Origin of the sequence: Microvirga sp. M2 (assembly GCF_047497095.1) — a bacterium.
In the GTDB taxonomy this organism is placed as follows: domain Bacteria; phylum Pseudomonadota; class Alphaproteobacteria; order Rhizobiales; family Beijerinckiaceae; genus Microvirga.
This window is the reverse complement of the sequence record NZ_CP134064.1, coordinates 815,876-832,500: the sequence shown is the minus strand read 5'-3', so window position 1 is coordinate 832,500 and position 16,625 is coordinate 815,876. Positions and strand designations below refer to the sequence as shown.

Here is a 16,625-nt window from a genome sequence, read left to right as displayed (position 1 = left end):
GATTGCACGTGTCCCGCCCTACTCATATCCAACCATCTCACTGACTCGTACGGGGCTATCACCCGTCATGCCTGCTTTTCCAAACAGTTCCGATGACGATCAGGTTGGCATTGGCCTGGTCCGCGTTCGCTCGCCACTACTAACGGAGTCTCAATTGATGTCCTTTCCTCCAGGTACTTAGATGTTTCAGTTCCCTGGGTTCGCTTTAAACCCCTATGAATTCAGGGCCTAATACCTTCATCTGACCCTCCGTAGTGCAACGCCACCCAAAAGATGCCGTCACAATACAAAGGGTCGAAGGTGGGTTTCCCCATTCGGAAATTCCTGGATCAAAGCTCGTTCGCAGCTCCCCAAGACTTATCGCAGCGTACCACGTCCTTCATCGCCTCTCAGCGCCAAGGCATCCACCAGATGCTCTTACGACACTTGATTACTCTCATGATCGATGCCCGCTCGGCAGCGGCCATCGACCCAAAAGAAAGACCTGCCTTCGGATCTCTCCGAAGACATGTTTTGCTTGCCAAAGCATATCCGGCGCACCTGGCTGCGGGCCAGGGCTGGTTCGCGGGACTAGGTTGCCCGCTGGCCGAATATGCCGCCTCTTTACGATTTCAAACATCCGCGCCGCTCACCCCCAAGAGGGGAGGGCGCGAATCCGACAAGATCCCGCACGCCAAGCGCGCAGAATTCCAGAAAAACCCCCAGCACCAAAGAATGGTGGAGCCTGTCGGGATCGAACCGACGACCTGAAGCTTGCAAAGCTACCGCTCTCCCAGCTGAGCTAAGGCCCCGTTGCGCAGGACCCTCGGACCGCAAGGTCCGCAAGCCCGACCGGGCGCCGCGCCGCGTGGCGCGGACAGCCAAGGCCACGGAGGTGGCCGCCGGCGTCTGAGGCCCCAGAATAATGGTGGGCCTGGGACGACTCGAACGTCCGACCTCACCCTTATCAGGGGTGTGCGCTCTAACCACCTGAGCTACAGGCCCGATCCGCCGCACGACACGGCAGGGTTTTCCGGAGAAGAAGAAGCGAAGACGGCAGCGTCCCGCAAGAAGGGTCTGACTTGACCCTGTTTGTTCCAAGAGATCCGAGAAGACCGGCAGATGCCGACCTTGAGGGATCATCCTTAGAAAGGAGGTGATCCAGCCGCAGGTTCCCCTACGGCTACCTTGTTACGACTTCACCCCAGTCGCTGACCCTACCGTGGTCGCCTGCCTCCTTGCGGTTGGCGCAGCGCCGTCGGGTAAGACCAACTCCCATGGTGTGACGGGCGGTGTGTACAAGGCCCGGGAACGTATTCACCGTGGCGTTCTGATCCACGATTACTAGCGATTCCGCCTTCATGCACTCGAGTTGCAGAGTGCAATCCGAACTGAGACGGCTTTTTGGGATTAGCTCCCCCTCGCGGGTTCGCTGCCCATTGTCACCGCCATTGTAGCACGTGTGTAGCCCAGCCCGTAAGGGCCATGAGGACTTGACGTCATCCCCACCTTCCTCGCGGCTTATCACCGGCAGTCCCCCTAGAGTGCCCAACTCAATGATGGCAACTAGGGGCGAGGGTTGCGCTCGTTGCGGGACTTAACCCAACATCTCACGACACGAGCTGACGACAGCCATGCAGCACCTGTGTTCCGGCCAGCCGAACTGAAGAGGAATGTCTCCACTCCCCATACCGGACATGTCAAAGGCTGGTAAGGTTCTGCGCGTTGCTTCGAATTAAACCACATGCTCCACCGCTTGTGCGGGCCCCCGTCAATTCCTTTGAGTTTTAATCTTGCGACCGTACTCCCCAGGCGGAATGCTTAAAGCGTTAGCTGCGCCACTGACGAGCAAGCTCGCCAACGGCTGGCATTCATCGTTTACGGCGTGGACTACCAGGGTATCTAATCCTGTTTGCTCCCCACGCTTTCGCGCCTCAGCGTCAGATCCGGACCAGTCAGCCGCCTTCGCCACTGGTGTTCTTGCGAATATCTACGAATTTCACCTCTACACTCGCAGTTCCACTAACCTCTTCCGGTCTCAAGCCTTGCAGTATCGAAGGCAATTCTGTGGTTGAGCCACAGGCTTTCACCCCCGACTGACAAAGCCGCCTACGCGCCCTTTACGCCCAGTGATTCCGAACAACGCTAGCCCCCTTCGTATTACCGCGGCTGCTGGCACGAAGTTAGCCGGGGCTTCTTCTGCGGGTACCGTCATTATCGTCCCCGCCGAAAGAGCTTTACAACCCTAAGGCCGTCATCACTCACGCGGCATGGCTGGATCAGGCTTGCGCCCATTGTCCAATATTCCCCACTGCTGCCTCCCGTAGGAGTTTGGGCCGTGTCTCAGTCCCAATGTGGCTGATCATCCTCTCAGACCAGCTACTGATCGTCGCCTTGGTGGGCCATTACCCCACCAACCAGCTAATCAGACGCGGGCCGATCCTTCAGCGATAAATCTTTCTGCTCTCGCACGTATCCGGTATTAGCCCAAGTTTCCCTGGGTTATTCCGAACTGAAGGGCACGTTCCCACGCGTTACTCACCCGTCTGCCACTGACCCCGAAGGGCCCGTTCGACTTGCATGTGTTAAGCCTGCCGCCAGCGTTCGTTCTGAGCCAGGATCAAACTCTCAAGTTGAACTTCAGAATTCGATCTCGACTGTTCGTCTTAAAACGCAAAATTGACAGAGCACCTCTCACTCCGGCCAAAACCGGAGCGGTGTACTCACCAAAAGCGCAAGACCTGGTCGATGTCTTGTTCAAAGCAGCCCCAAAGGGCCGCCGCAAGGACACCGCCGCCTGCGCTTCTTCTTCCTTCTTCACTTGTCAAAGAGCAAAACCCCGGTCCGAAGACCAGTCCCGGTCCGAAGACCGGAGCGAAACGCCCCGAAAGGCCGCCTCGCCGACGCGGCAGTCCCGAAGGCCGCCGCCGATGAAGAGCTGTCTAATCGAACATTCCGCCGCCGTCAACCGGCATCTGCAAAGAAAGTCGAAAGATCTTCGCAGTGTTCGTCCGGCACGTCATCGAACAGGCCAAGCAAAACCGCGCCCGGACAACGCAGGTCGCCCAGGCCGAACCGTCGAACGCCCCGAAGGACCTCGACCGATACTCAGGATTTGCCTCCAGAGGAGCCAGCCGTCCCGCGGAACACGCCGCAAAACCACAAGGCTCATGGATCAGGCCGGCAACGAGGGACCCCGTCGCCGGTTCCGGCACGCCCACGTCCGCTCCGGGCATCGCTGCCCGGCCCGGCCGCCGTGTGATCCGGAAAAAAACAAGCGCGAGGCCGAAAGGGCGTCGCGCCGGGTTGGGCCGATATAAGCAATCCGCAGCGTTATGCAAGCGAAGAATCACGGTCCCCAGAACCCGGCGCCGGCACGCCGAACCAGGCTTGGTGCGCACGCACCGCCGGACAATCGTAACAGAGACGGGGCGGTGATTGAGCTTCGCTATACGTTCTGTGTCGGGGGGCTGGCCTCCTCGACGGGTCTTGCTGGTGCCCTGCGAAATCGTCGGACCCGCGTCTTTGTGAGTTTGCGAGATTCGGTGATGAGCGCATAACTCATGTGTTCGATCCGGTCGGGAGGGAAGGATGCTCCTCGGAAAGCCGTTCCGGTCCTTCGCTCTAGCCAGCCTTGCCGCCGCGGGCCTGGTCTCGTCGCCATGCCTCGGCCAGACTGTGCGCTCCCTGTCGGGGACCCGCGTCGAGGTCTTCGCCCATGTGCCGGCCGCCCGTGCCATGGCCGTTTGCGGCGACGCGCTTTATGTCGGCACGAAAGGTAATGGAGTCTATGGCGTTCCGCTCACAGGTGCGCCTGCGGTGCGGGCTGCTTCCGGTCTCGCCGCCCCGAATGGTGTCGCCTGCCTTGGGAATAGGCTCTACGTTGCATCGCGCGACCGTATCTCGTCCTTTACGCCGATATCTGGCGGCGGACTTGCGAATCGGGCGGATCTGCCGGTCAGGTTGCCGAACTTGGCCCACCACGGCTTGCGCTACATTCGGGCGGGGCCGGACGGCCGGCTGTACATTTCGATCGGTTCACCCTGCAATATTTGCCAGCCCGAGGGTCTGCAGGGGACGATTGTCAGTATGAGTCCAACCGGCGGAGAATTCCGGCGTGTGGCTTGGGGCATCCGCAATTCCGTCGGGTTCGATTGGGACGGTGGGGTCATGTACTTTACCGATAATGGCGCCGACGGGATGGGAGACGACACTCCGCCCGACGAGCTCAACGAGCTGCAGCCGGGGGCCTTCTATGGTTTTCCTTACTTCGGCGGTCGGGTGCGCTTGCGCGGCTTCGAGGCGGCGGCCCCGCCCGCACCGCAAGTTCCACCCGCATATGAGTTCCAGGCCCATGTCGCCACACTGGGGATCCACTTCTATCGCGGCACCATGTTCCCCGAACTGCGGGGCGAGGCGCTCATTGCCGAACACGGGAGCTGGAATCGCAGCATTCCCGTCGGGTATCAGGTTGTGCGGCTGCGGATCGGCAGCAGCCGCTCCGGCAACGGACAGAGTTTCCTGAGCGGTGTTGGGCGTCCGGTCGACGTCCAGGAACTGCCGGATGGGTCAATCGTCGTGTCGGATGATACGGGGGGCCGGATCTGGCGCGTCAGTCGCTGATCCAGGCACAATAAAGCGAAACACGACCGGTGCATCGAAAGACCCGGAGACGCCTCCGAAACTGCCTGCGGCAGATCTTATCAGGAAGAAAGCCTCGGCCGACCGCTCTCCGAAGCGGCCCACGCGGTTCCGTCCCTTCAAGTCGTCCTCTATCCTCTCGGAGTACTGACACAGAGTAGTGTCAACTACCCCATAAGCACACGGCGCGTCGATTGTCGCCTGAACGACCGAAACGGTATTCTGCTTGCAAGAATCAAAATATCAGCAGGGTATCATGTCGGACAAACGCTCTTTTCTGGCGCAGCCCCCCTTCAACAAATCGCGTTCAGAGAGAATGATAACTGAACGCGACCTAAAGATACTCTGGATATCACGCACCTTAACAAACATGGACTACCAGTGCTGCGAGGAGATCCTGAGCCTCGACCGCTACGATCTCGAAATCGAGCAGAAGAACTTTATCAAGGCTCAATTGCTCCGAAGGTATCGGGAGCGGCGCGCTCCCTACCAAAAGCTCCTGGAGAGCCTCTAATACCAATTCCCGCTGATCATCATTGGTGCGCCCACTCGCGCAAGCCGATCGACATGATGGTCCAAGGCTGATCGATCAGCTTGTTCCAAGCCGCACAGCAGTGGTCGAGAATGTCCGTGTAGGACGTGAAGATCCGGTTGGAGATCCAGTTCTCCCTTATGAACTGCCAGATGTTCTCCACGGGGTTCAGCTCAGGCGCCATTGCCGGCAGCGGCACCAGAGTGATGTTGGGCGGCACCTTCAGCTTCCTCGAGACGTGCCATCCAGCTTGGTCGAGCAGCAGCACAGCATGCGCGCCAGGCGCCACCGCCTGCGAGATCTCGGCCAGATGCAGGGACATCGCCTCGGTCGTGCAGCGGGGCAAGACCAGGCCGGCGGCTTTGCCTTGGGCCGGGCAGATCGCCCCAAAGATGTAAGCAGACGCAGTCCGCAGATCGCGTGGGGCGGAGGGACGGGTGCCGCGCTTGGCCCAGCGCCGGGTGATCTTGTTCTTCTGGCCGATGCGGGCCTCATCGGCAAACCAGATCTCTATGGGCCGGCCGCCGGCCTCGTTGGTCGCGATCTCCTCCAGACGCGTGGGGAAGTCTTTTTAAAAGCAGCCACGGCCGCGTCGCTCCTGGCGTGATGACGCGGGCGAGCCGACAGCTTACGGAAGCTCAGAGACCGCAGCTCACGGCTGAGCGTCTGCTTCGAGATCCGGATCCGGTACTCCTCCCAGAGCCACTGCATCAGGTCGGCCAGGCGCCAGCGCACTACCCCGTGGACGGCTGGGATCGGGCCGCTCTCGATCATCTCGCTCAGGCGCTGCCGATGCGCGTCGCTCAGGATCGAAGGCTGTCCCGGCGCCTTCCCGTCCAGAAGCCCATCGGGCCCATGGGCATTGAAGCGCAGGACCCAGTCACGCACCGTCTGCAGGCTGACCCCGCCGATCTCGGCCGCTTGGGTGCGCGAGCCCCCCTCGTAGATCACCGCCAGGGCCAGCAAGCGGCGGGTCTGCGGGGCATCCTTGCTCCGGCGGGCAAGTTGGCGCAGACGAACGGCATCGTAATCGGGCCGGAGGGCGACGGGAATGGACATGGCAAACCTCCTCGCTTGCCATGTTGAATCACATCTCAGGCGCTTTGACGCTGCGACGAGTCGCTCTCACCAGGACGTGGTATAAAGCATCGGATGTAAGATCAAACTCAGGCTGGCGCTCTCTTCCCTCGTAAGCGCCCCTTCGGGGACCCGAAGAACCGTGTCTGCGGAAACCGGATCCGGCAGGAAGGGAGCATCGGATGCAATCCCAGAAATGGCTTCCACTTCCCGCGTCCGATACTCTAGCCACCCATGGCTGCATAGCTTCCGAGGCTCAATGTCTGGGAAAACGGGCGGTTCGCACCACCGACCAAGCTCAGGACAGCGTTATTGCCGTCGAGTGTGAAGAGAGCGAAGGGGCCGTGACGCTCGTTCACCATCGCATAGCCTTCGAACGCCGGATAGTCGTCCGCCATGCCTGTGACGGTAAGAGTGGCGGTCTGCAGGTCGAGTTCGATGTGGGCCTTCCAGTCAATGAACGGCGCGACTGGAACGAGAGGATCCGCCGCTGCTCCGACATAGTCAACCGAGACTGGCCCCGTTGCCGGCACGATCACCGTTCCCGGATTTGCAGCCGGCGGGTAGGGCTCGTTCCAATTTTAGACTTCAGCGCCCGGGTAGCGGAAGTTATAGAAGCGCATGCCGTCGATTGGGGCGCGGGCCGAGGCGACGGGCTGACCGGAATCGCATTTGACCTGCCTGGTAAGTCCGCAGCTATGGTTCTGCGTCATGGTTGGACGAGGCGTATGGAGATCCTGAAGAAAGACTTCTGAATGCATGCGCGCCGGAGCATTGCGATCCGAGGAGTATCCACGATTGTCGCCGAGAAAGCAGTCAAAGCCGGGAGGCCCGGAAAGCATCTCCTGCGGGATGAACGCCTTGAACCAAATTCGTACGCTGCTCAGGGGATTGCCGTCGGCGGCGGGCTTCTCCACGACACCGATGGCGCGGCCGGCTGCCCGCAACGAGGCGTCGATCCCGTAGGCGACGGCCTTGAGCGCCGGCCCGATGACAAGCTGGTCGATTCCTTGGCTGTCACCCATGATCGTCCGGCTCCCGAGGTCCCTCCGCATCCTCCTTTCGGCGTCTGCCGGTGAGGCGCTCCGCCCGCTCGACCGCCGCATCGTCACCCTCGGCGATTGCCTGGTTGACAAGTCTGATCTGAGCCGCCTTCGCCTCGAGGCTCTGGACCTCCGCCCTGCGCCGGCCTGCCTCGAGGAGCTGCATTTCGATGGCATAGCCGTCAAGTGCGTCCCCATTGCCGAGGAGGGCTTCCACGATCACACCCTCGGTCCGCATCACGAGTTCCCCGTGCTGCAGGAGCACTCCGGGTACAGAGAATATGCGTCCGCGATCGTCCGAGATAGAGGCGTTCAGCTTCGGGTCGAACTGATGGAAGGCGTCGCTCGGGCTTAGCTGAACCTCGCTGACGACGTTGACGAGCGATCCGTCGTACGCGCGCACTGCGGATAACTGCTCAAGAATGGAAGTCCGCACCATGGCACGCTTATCGTCTCGCACGACCTCCTCAAGCAGGTCATCGAGCCGCGAAATCGGCACCTCACGACGAGAGCTGCGATCCCCGTTGAAGAACGCGATCCGGACGTCTGTGAGGTGGAGCATCGTGATGAACTTCTGGTTCATTTGTCGAAAGACGAAGTTCAAGGTCCGGCTCAAATTGATGTTCTCGATCTGGCGCTCGGTCGCAAGCTCCTCTTCGGACTTAACCGTTTCCTCGTAGCTCGTGTTCACCTCGACATCGCGCTTGGCGGAAGCCCGCGCCGTATGCTTTTCGGTGGCATTCGCGATGTTCTTGACCAACTCTTCTCGCGCTGCATTGGAGCTGCCTTTTGCGCCCGCCTTGACTTTGGCGCTGCCCCAGCCCCACTTGGCGCTCGCCTCACCCTCTGCATAATACTCCTTGGTGGACTCGTATTTGCTCTGGTCCGATTGTTCGCTGGTCACGGACGTCTCGAGATCGGCGGCGCTTTCCTCCGTGAGGGAGTCCAGCACGCTCGAGGCCGACTTGCGGGTGGTCTCCCGTTGCAGGAAGGTTCGAATGCTGATCTTGGTTTTCTCGCCCGGCAGAAGGGAGAAGGTCTTTACGATTCGCCCGGCACCATAGTCGCCAAGGAACGACGTCAGCTTGATCGACTCGACCAGATAGAGATGCGGGTCAGGGGTGTTTGGAACGGGGACGGGATCGACCGTCGGTGTTCCGTCGACTCGTACGCCTTTCACGTAACGCTTGCCGCCGAGAATGTCGGCGATGAGGTCGTTTATTTGACCCTTGTCCGGCTCAACGGGCGGAGGGGGCAGCGGTTCGGTGGGGGATGGCCGCGGCGGAGAGATGCCGGTGGTACCGAGGTCGGCTGCCGAAGGGCCGCGAGCCAGGCGGGCGCTCGGCACACGCATTCCTCGTACGGCCGCCCGCTCCGAGACGCCGGTGCGAAGGTATGTCTCAAGCTCGGCGCGGAGCACGTTCTCGGGCAGCTGCTGGAGTTCGCGAAACGCCGTGCTGGACGGCATCTCGGACGCAACCGGAAGAAAAATATCATCTTCGAACGAGAGGGCGATGAAGTTCTTGCCTTCGTAAGATGTCGGCTCCGGTATGTCGTACCGGAGGACTGGCGCTGTACCGCCCGGCTCAAGCTGAATAAGCGGCGGGTTGCTAGCCATGGTAACCCCCGACACGTAGAATTAATACGAGCTAAAGTAATCCGAATCGAGACTACTGTCATCAGGTCCCAAATTAGGTACTTAATGAATGCCCGCTATGGATAACAATTCCACTTTGAATGCATCACCTTCGACATCGGCGCCCCGCGTTTTCCGACAAGCGGCCTGATTCCGCTTTTTGCCGGGAGTGGATCCTTACTCCGCAGCTGGCTCGTTATTCCAGGAACGTGATGCGGCCGTTGGCGACGTCATGCATCGCGGCAACGATCTTGAGTTCATTCTGAGTGGCGAGATCGCGAAGAACCTGGCTGTCCCGCCGAAGATCCTGAACGGCCAACCTGGCATTCGTCGTCGCAACCCGCTGCACGAATTCCTTGTTCTTCGCGGTGTGCTCGCCCGGGGCATCCCGATTGGCTTCGATCGCAGGCTTGATGCGCTGAAGAAGATGAGTGAGTTTTCCAAGCTCCACGCCATCGATGGCGCCCTTGATCGCGCCGCACTCGCTGTGGCCCAGCACGACGATCAACTTCGCACCAGCCAGCTTGGTGGCAAACTCGGCGCTGCCAACGATATCGTCCTCGGCAACATTGCCGGCAATGCGGGCACTGAAGATGTCGCCGATGCGCTGGTCGAACACCAACTCAGGCGGCACGCGGGAATCGATGCAGCCGACGACGACCGCGAAGGGATATTGCCCGCCGGCCGTCGCCCTGACCTGTCCGAGGAGGTCGCAGTTGCGCATGTTCTGCGCCAGGAAGCGCTCATTGCCGGCCTTGAGCTCCTTCAGGGCGTCATCGGGGCTCGTGGCGGCTTGCCGCTCCTGCGTCGGCGCCGCGCATTGATCGGCCGCAAAGGCTCTGCCGAGGGATACCGTGGCGGCGGTCAGGGCTCCAGCGCAGCAGAAGTGTCGCCTCGATAACATCTTAATCTCCCTTGGCTCGACCGGCTCTAGACCGGCCCAGATCGTCCCTGCCCTCGCTTGCAACGGTCTTCGGAATCCGTCACGGCGGCCCGGTCTGCCGCTTCGAACAGCTTGGCGGACAGGGCTCCGGACAACGACCGGAGCCCTTGCGAAGGTTAGAGCATCGAACGCAAAAGTGGGAACCGGCTTTACGTGAAAAGGTGCTCAAGACCATGGACTTACAGCCGTATTGCGCCGGGAATGAGGTGATCGGACAAGCCCGCTTGACCAGAGAGGACGCCTGAAGCCGGTGCGTCGCGAGGCGCGGGCCACCCGTCGGAAGCCGGAGGGCATTGGGCCAGAGCTGGGGCGAAATCGCTTCACATCGAACACGGTGCCTGGCTAAATTCCGAGCAGGTGCCGAGCGCTTCCGAACGCAATGACGTGAGCCCAAGCCGATGACATCCGATTTCATCTTCATGTTGACTTACGCCGACCTCACCATTCCGGATGCCTGTGACCGAGTTCCCGAGGTTCTGAGCGCCGGCGTGCACCATATCGGCTTCAAGGATGTTGGACTTCCATTCGCCGGCTTGCGCTCCGTCGCGGACGCGATCCGGGCAGCCGGTGCGACGCTCTACCTGGAGGTCGTCAGCCTGGACGCGCAGAGCGAGGAAGCGTCAGCCCACACTGCAGTCGATCTTGGGGTTGATGTCCTGATGGGCGGAACGCGTCCCCATATGGTCGTGCCTATTCTCGCTGGTACAGGCATCCGCTACTACCCCTTCCCGGGCAAGGTCGTCGGACACCCGAGCGTCCTTACGGGAACGATCGAGACCATCGTCGAAAGCGCCTATCGTCTGGCGGCGCTGGATGGCGTACACGGCCTCGACCTTCTCGCCTACCGCTTCCAAGGTGATGTGCCGGATCTGATGGGCCGGGTCTGCCGCGCGGCCGCCACGAAGCCGGTGCTGGTGGCCGGCTCCATCGATCGGCCAGAGCGGATTGCTGCCGTCATCGAGGCTGGCGCAGCTGGCTTTACCATCGGCACGGCAGCGCTGGACGCGGCCTTCCCGGCGCGTTCTTCTGCACTTGCCGACCAGCTGGAGTTCATCATCCAATACGCATCGTCCCAATCGAAGCCGCTTGGTCGGGCCTGACCCGGGTCCGTTGCCCGAAGTGACAACGGATCGGATCCCGGTCGCCTCCTCTGCTCTCGGGACTGAACGCGGCCTTGCTGATGATCATCCCAGCCGCACTCTTGCTTCAAGGCATCACTCGCACTGAGCAACGGAGGTACTCATATCCCTCTATCGGAATTCTTGCTCAACGCGAAAATCGGCCTAGCATGGAAGCCCTCGCATGGAAGCCCTGGCATGGAAGCCCTTGATGGGGCGGAAACGCCAATCCCGATGATGGCTGCTGTCCATGCTGGCTCCGTTCACGGAGGCGATCTTGTCTATTGCTGACGGGGCGGACGATCGGATCGGTTCTGCAGTCAGCGCCTTGGCCATGCGAGGCGTGAGCAAGGCGTTTGGAAGGATCGATGTCCTGCGTAACATCGAATTCACGCTTGGGGTCGGCGAGATCCACGCTCTCATGGGTGAGAATGGCGCAGGCAAGTCCACACTCATGAAGATCGCGGGTGGGATCTACCACGACTATCGGGGCGAGATGGCGGTCTTTGGCATGCCGGTGCGGTTCGCGAGCCCACGGGATGCCTCTCGGGCCGGGATTGCGGTCATCCACCAGGAGCTCAATCTCGTCCCGACCATGACGGTCTCCGAGAATATCTTCCTCGGAAACGAGAAGGTCCGGGGCCTGTCGTTCCTTATCGATCGAAATGCACAGGCGCGCGCCGCTGCCCGTCTGCTCGATCCGCTCAACTTTCAGGCTTCGCCGCACGCTCCCGTCAGCGATCTGCGCATCGGCGAACAGCAGCTCGTCGAGGTCGCCAAGGCGCTGGCGCAGAACGCGCGCATTCTCATCATGGACGAACCAACCTCTGCGTTGTCCGTCACGGAGGCGGAACGCCTGCACGCCATCATCCGCCGCCTTTCTCTGGAGGGGGTTAGCGTCATCTACATCTCGCACCGCATGGAAGAGGTGTTCGACCTCGCGCAGAGAGTGACTGTCCTGCGCGATGGCTCGGTCGCAGGGACCCTCCCGGCAGCCGACATGTCCCGTCGCGACCTGATCCGCCTTATGGTAGGCCGTGACGTTCAGGAGCTTCTGATGCTTCGGCATGAAGAGCCTGCGCGAGAGGCGGGCCCGATCGGGAAGCCTCCCGCCCTATCCGTGCGCGATCTCTGGCTCGCGCATCCGAAACCCACCGCGAGCCGGTCTCGGCTCGTGGACAGGGTATCCTTCGATGTCACCGGAGGAGAGGTCCTCGGGCTTGCCGGACTGATGGGCGCTGGTCGGAGCGAGGTGCTCGAAACCATCTTTGGCGCGCAGACAGCGGACTCAGGCGGCCAAGTCGTGATCGATGGCCTGCCTGTCACGATCCGCTCCCCCGCCGAGGCAAAGCAAGCCGGCCTCGCCCTGGTCACGGAGGATCGGAAGCGCGACGGCCTCGTGCTTGGTGCGGGCGTCGATTTCAACTTGGCTCTGCCGGTGATGCAACGGCTCGCATCCGGGCCATTCGTTTCGCGCAGGTCCGAAAGGGATGTCGCCGAACGGCAGATACAGTCCCTCGGGATCCGGGTCCGGAGCCAACGTCAACCGGCCGGGACCCTGAGTGGAGGCAATCAACAGAAAGTTGTCCTGGGCAAGTGGCTCGAAACCTGCCCAAGCGTGCTCCTCCTCGACGAGCCGACCCGCGGAATCGACGTCGGCGCAAAAGCCGAGATCTATCGCCTGATCAATGACCTGAAAGCGCAAGGGATTGCAATCGTGTTGGCAAGCTCGGAGTTGCCGGAACTGATGGCGCTGAGCGACCGCATCCTAGTGCTTCGGGAGGGGCAACCCACCGCATTATTACAAAAGAGCGAGTTTTCGCCCGACCTCATCCTGGACTACGCATCGCCCGGCGGGGCGGTGCAGGAAATCTTCCAAAGAGGAACCGGGATCATCCTTGAGGTCGAAGGAGAAACTTGAATTGCAACCGGCCGCAGAGCCGGATCCGAACAAGAACACTCCGAACAAGAATGCTTGGAGGAGCCCTTGGTCACGCGCGTATCCGCAGAAACGCTCAGCGCCTTCCTGCTCAGGACGAAGCTCTACTGGAGCCTCCTCATCCTGCTTGCCGTGGGAATCGTCACATCGCCCGTGTCATCCAAGGGCGTCAATATTTTCCTGAGCGCCGGCAATCTTTCCGATGTCTTGCGGCAAGTATCGAATAACGGGATCGTTGCGATCGGCATGACCCTTGTGATCCTCACCGGAGGAATCGACCTCTCGGTCGGATCGATCATGGCACTCGGATCGGTGCTCTGCGCCATGCTGCTCACCTATGATGAGCGAACCAGCGCCACTCTGCTGTCCTTTCCAATCCTGGCCCTGGTTTGTGCGTCGTTTGCAGCGTGGGGGGCCGCACAGCTGATCGGACTACGGGATCGCATCGTCGGCACGAACAAGCCTTCTCCCCACCGAATCTTCGCCGGACTGATCGGGCTGGCGGCAGCGATCACGGCATGGTGGCTTGCGGCCTCGCAGGTGCCGGCCAAGTTCGGCGTCCTCGGCATTCTCATCGTCGTACCGGCGGTAGGCCTCGCCTTCGGATGGCTCAACGGGCTCATCATCACCAAGGGTCGCCTGCAGCCCTTTATCGTAACGCTCGCGATGATGGTCGGCGTGCTTGGGATCGCTCGAATCGTCGCGGGCCAAGACGCAGCGGTGCATCCCGTCTATACGGGCACCAACGCGACGGAGGACTTCGACCTCCTCCGCGCACTGCTCTACCGCGTCGTGCCTGTGCCGGGCCTGTTCTTCCTTGCCGTCGTTATTCTCTCGGCTTTGCTGCTGCGGGCCACGACTTTCGGGCGCTATGTCTACGCCATCGGGGGCAACGAGCAGGCAGCCCGCCTGTCGGGAGTTGCGGTCGACCAGGTTAAAATCGCCGTTTATGCGATCTCGGGGTTTCTCGCGAGCCTGGCCGGCGTCCTGTATACTGCACAGTACAGACAGGGAAAGCCCGACGCCGGCGTCGGCATGGAGCTCGATGCCATCGCGGCCGTCGTGATCGGTGGCACGAGCCTTATGGGCGGCAGGGGATCCATCGCCGGAACCTTCGTCGGCGTGCTGATCTTCGGATTCCTCGGCAACATCCTCCAGCTCAACAATATCGACAGCAACACGCAGCTCGTGCTGAAAGGCGGCATCATTCTTGCCGCCGTACTCGTGCAGGAGCGCTCTCTCGGCGACCTCTTCAGCCTCAGGAAGCTATTCGCCGGAGCGGCTCGCCGTTCAGATGCCGTGCAACCTGGCTCTTCTTCCATCCCTCACGCCGAAGTGACTGCATCTGCAGCAGAGGCGCGATTGGCCGATCATCAATAAGACAAGGAGGACCAGGCGATAATCCGACGCAGCCTTATGAGCTCTTATGAAGACGAGATACAATCAACGGGAGGAAACCATGGAACGCAGAACTTTTCTTAAGACCACAGGTGCAGGTCTCATCGTGGCCGCTTCACCGCTTCGCTCGGTATTTGCACAGGGGAAAAAATACCGCTTCGGTTTTTCGCAGTCGACCACTCTTGAGCCCTGGCGCGTTCAGTTCAACAAGGACATGAAGCGCGAATCCGACATGCATCCCGAAGTCGAGCTGCTGATTTCGGACGGTCAGGACAAAACCGAGAAACAGGTCGCGGACGTGGAGAACTTCATTCGGCAGGGCGTGGACGTGCTCCTGATATCGCCGAAGGAATCCGCAGGCCTCACGGGCGTGACCTTGAAAGCAATCGAGGCCGGAATCCCGGTCATCGTCCTCGACCGCAACGTGGATACGGACAAGTACACCCAGTTCATCGGCGGCGACAATGTGGTGATCGGCCGTGCCGCGGGGGAATATGCCGTGAAGGTCTTGGGCGGCGCGGGCCAGGCCAAGGGCAATATCGTAGAGATCTGGGGCGGCTTCGGGACTCAGGCGTCGCATGACCGCTCGAATGGGTTTCACGAAATCGCCGACAAGGAAAAAGGCATCAAGCTCGTGAACGAGAAGATCGATTGCGACTGGAAGCAGAACAAGGCCTACGATTTGATGGCCAACCTGCTCAAGGCCAACGAGCAGATCGATCTGGTCTACGGGCACAACGATCCCATGGCCTATGGTGCATTCCTCGCGGCCAAGGATGTCGGACGTGAAAAGGACATTAAATTTCTTGGGGTCGATGCGATCCCGAACGAAGGCGTGCAATGGGTGAACAAGGATCAGCTGACAGCGACGTTTCTTTATGCCACCCCGGGCGCCGAAGGCGTCCGCCAGGCACTCAAGATCGTCAAGGGCGAGACGGTGCCGAAGACCATCACTCTCCCGACCATGACGGTCGACAAGAGCAACGCCCTTCAGATCCTCAAGGAGAACGGTCTTGCCTGATCAAGCGCTCACCGGCGCGGGCCGCGCCCGCGCCGGTGGACCTTATAGTGCCCGCATCCCGATCACGTCCCGACGGAATGCCAGCACGATGAGAGGATGACATCCATCTCTCGGAAGCACCGCGACCATCGATGCGACCGTGACAGGGCGGGCCGACCAAGCCGCCTTCGTCAATGGCGGACTTTCTCGATTCCGGGCCATTCGGCCGGCGTCGCCCAGGCGTAGGGCCCGGGATACCGGACCGTTCCACCCAGACGATGAGCGGCGTGCCAGCCCCAGCGCGGATCATCGAGAAAAGCACGGCCGATCGCCACCTGATCCGCCTGCCCTCTCGCGACGATGTCGTTCGCCTCGACCGGGTTCACGATCAATCCGACGGCACGGGTGACGATTCCCGTCTCCGCCCTAATGGTGGCGGCCAGAGGAATTTGTGCGGTGTCGGGGTCTGTTACGGTCGAGTCGGGACTGGGGATGCCGCTCGATGTCACGCATACATAGTTCAGCCCCGTGTCCCTGAGAGCTTTCGCAAGCATCACCGCGTCGTGGAGCTCCAAACCGCCACGAGCCCAGTCGCTGCCTGTCATCCGTGCCCCCACCACGCATGAAGGCACCGCTTCCCGAACCGCGCGGGCAACGGCGAGCGGCAGAGCCATGCGACGCTCGGCGTCCCCACCCCATCGATCGTTTCTGCGGTTCGACAGGGGCGAATGGAACTGGTGCAGCAGATACCCATGGGCCATATGCACCTCGATCACCTTGATGCCGATGCGCACGGCTCGCAGAGCGGCGTGAACGAAGGCCCCGACGATCCGCTCGATATCGGCGTCGTCAGCCTGAGACGGAACATGCCAGCCTTCCCGATGCGGAATTGCCGATGGAGCGAGGGTAGGCCAGGATTCTGCGTTCGGCAGCGCGCTACCACCTTCCCATGGGCGCTGAGCCGATCCCTTGCGGCCTGCATGCGAAAGTTGGATTCCGAACTGCGTGCCCGGTGCGGCAACCGCCATGGCTTCACGCAAGACCTGTGCGAGCGCCCGCTCGTTCTCGTCGGAGTAAAGACCGAGGCAGCCATGCGTGATGCGGCCCTTTCGTTCCACCGCGGTCGCCTCGAGCATCACGAGGCCGGCACCCGACATGGCAAGATTCATGAGGTGCTGGAGGTGCCAGGCTGACGCGCAGCCGTCATGAGCCGAGTACTGAAACATGGGGGCGACGGCAATTCTGTTCGGCAGATCGATCGGGCCGAGTTCGAGCGGCGAGAAGAGTGCAGGAGGGTTGGACATTGTCGATCCCGAAGA

At 61.1% G+C, this 16,625-nt stretch carries 13 protein-coding genes, 2 tRNA genes and 2 rRNA genes (1 of these 17 cut by a window edge); 7 read left to right on the top strand and 10 right to left on the bottom strand.

Annotated features, from left to right (window positions below):
• Window positions 1-432, bottom strand: a 23S ribosomal RNA gene (locus RE429_RS23430) (it extends 2,375 nt beyond the left edge of the window).
• 6 nt (window positions 433-438) lie between these two features.
• Between RE429_RS23430 and RE429_RS23425 the strand changes: the two genes are divergently transcribed.
• Window positions 439-750 (top strand): hypothetical protein, encoded by a 312-nt coding sequence (locus RE429_RS23425; protein WP_414475432.1) that lies wholly within the window; start codon window positions 439-441, stop codon window positions 748-750.
• Here the strand turns inward: RE429_RS23425 and RE429_RS23420 are convergent.
• The 3 genes from RE429_RS23420 to RE429_RS23410 form a co-directional block, all read right to left on the bottom strand.
• A tRNA-Ala gene (locus RE429_RS23420) sits at window positions 716-791 on the bottom strand. The genes RE429_RS23425 and RE429_RS23420 overlap by 35 nt on opposite strands.
• Window positions 792-905: 114 nt before the next feature.
• A tRNA-Ile gene (locus tag RE429_RS23415) sits at window positions 906-984 on the bottom strand.
• 144 nt (window positions 985-1,128) lie between these two features.
• Window positions 1,129-2,615, bottom strand: a 16S ribosomal RNA gene (locus RE429_RS23410).
• The 16S and 23S rRNA genes sit together here with 2 tRNA genes alongside, the layout of an rRNA operon.
• 955 nt (window positions 2,616-3,570) lie before the next feature.
• On the opposite strand from RE429_RS23410, the gene RE429_RS23405 reads away from it, so the two are divergent.
• On the top strand, window positions 3,571-4,602 hold the full coding sequence (locus RE429_RS23405) for a PQQ-dependent sugar dehydrogenase (RefSeq protein ID WP_414475740.1): 1,032 nt from the start codon (window positions 3,571-3,573) through the stop codon (window positions 4,600-4,602).
• 388 nt (window positions 4,603-4,990) lie between these two features.
• On the top strand, window positions 4,991-5,134 hold the full coding sequence (locus tag RE429_RS23400) for a hypothetical protein (RefSeq protein WP_414475739.1): 144 nt from the start codon (window positions 4,991-4,993) through the stop codon (window positions 5,132-5,134).
• Between the two features lie 19 nt (window positions 5,135-5,153).
• On the opposite strand, the gene RE429_RS23395 is transcribed toward RE429_RS23400, so the two are convergent.
• The 5 genes from RE429_RS23395 to RE429_RS23375 all read right to left on the bottom strand — a co-directional run bounded on the left by RE429_RS23395 (window position 5,154) and on the right by RE429_RS23375 (window position 9,812).
• A protein-coding gene (locus RE429_RS23395) for an IS630 family transposase (RefSeq protein WP_414475215.1) occupies window positions 5,154-6,211 on the bottom strand; the annotation gives its coding sequence in 2 pieces (ribosomal slippage) (window positions 5,154-5,675 and window positions 5,678-6,211; 1,056 coding nt in all).
• Between the two features lie 242 nt (window positions 6,212-6,453).
• Window positions 6,454-6,762, bottom strand: coding sequence for a hypothetical protein (locus RE429_RS23390; protein ID WP_414475738.1), 309 nt, complete (start codon window positions 6,760-6,762; stop codon window positions 6,454-6,456).
• A gap of 48 nt (window positions 6,763-6,810) precedes the next feature.
• Window positions 6,811-7,254, bottom strand: coding sequence for a hypothetical protein (locus RE429_RS23385; RefSeq protein WP_414475737.1), 444 nt, complete (start codon window positions 7,252-7,254; stop codon window positions 6,811-6,813).
• Entirely contained in the window at window positions 7,247-8,890 is a 1,644-nt protein-coding gene (locus RE429_RS23380; protein ID WP_414475736.1) for a hypothetical protein, read from the bottom strand. Before RE429_RS23380 ends, RE429_RS23385 begins: the two co-directional genes overlap by 8 nt.
• Window positions 8,891-9,104: 214 nt before the next feature.
• Window positions 9,105-9,812 carry a carbonic anhydrase family protein gene (locus RE429_RS23375; protein WP_414475735.1) on the bottom strand — a complete coding sequence of 236 codons (708 nt, stop codon included), beginning with the start codon at window positions 9,810-9,812 and terminating at the stop codon, window positions 9,105-9,107.
• A 437-nt stretch (window positions 9,813-10,249) separates the two neighbouring features.
• Between RE429_RS23375 and RE429_RS23370 the strand changes: the two genes are divergently transcribed.
• From RE429_RS23370 to RE429_RS23355, 4 genes are all read left to right on the top strand, one after another.
• On the top strand, window positions 10,250-10,951 hold the full coding sequence (locus tag RE429_RS23370) for a 4-hydroxythreonine-4-phosphate dehydrogenase (RefSeq protein ID WP_414475734.1): 702 nt from the start codon (window positions 10,250-10,252) through the stop codon (window positions 10,949-10,951).
• Window positions 10,952-11,303: 352 nt separating this feature from the next.
• On the top strand, window positions 11,304-12,890 hold the full coding sequence (locus RE429_RS23365) for a sugar ABC transporter ATP-binding protein (RefSeq protein ID WP_414475897.1): 1,587 nt from the start codon (window positions 11,304-11,306) through the stop codon (window positions 12,888-12,890).
• 66 nt (window positions 12,891-12,956) lie between these two features.
• On the top strand, window positions 12,957-14,288 hold the full coding sequence (locus RE429_RS23360) for an ABC transporter permease (protein WP_414475733.1): 1,332 nt from the start codon (window positions 12,957-12,959) through the stop codon (window positions 14,286-14,288).
• A 79-nt stretch (window positions 14,289-14,367) separates the two neighbouring features.
• A complete protein-coding gene (locus tag RE429_RS23355; RefSeq protein ID WP_414475732.1) occupies window positions 14,368-15,327 on the top strand; it encodes a substrate-binding domain-containing protein in 960 nt (319 codons plus the stop codon).
• Window positions 15,328-15,497: 170 nt separating this feature from the next.
• On the opposite strand, the gene RE429_RS23350 is transcribed toward RE429_RS23355, so the two are convergent.
• Window positions 15,498-16,610, bottom strand: a complete 1,113-nt coding sequence (locus RE429_RS23350; RefSeq protein ID WP_414475731.1) for an oxidoreductase — start codon at window positions 16,608-16,610, stop codon at window positions 15,498-15,500.
• Window positions 16,611-16,625: the final 15 nt, after the last annotated feature.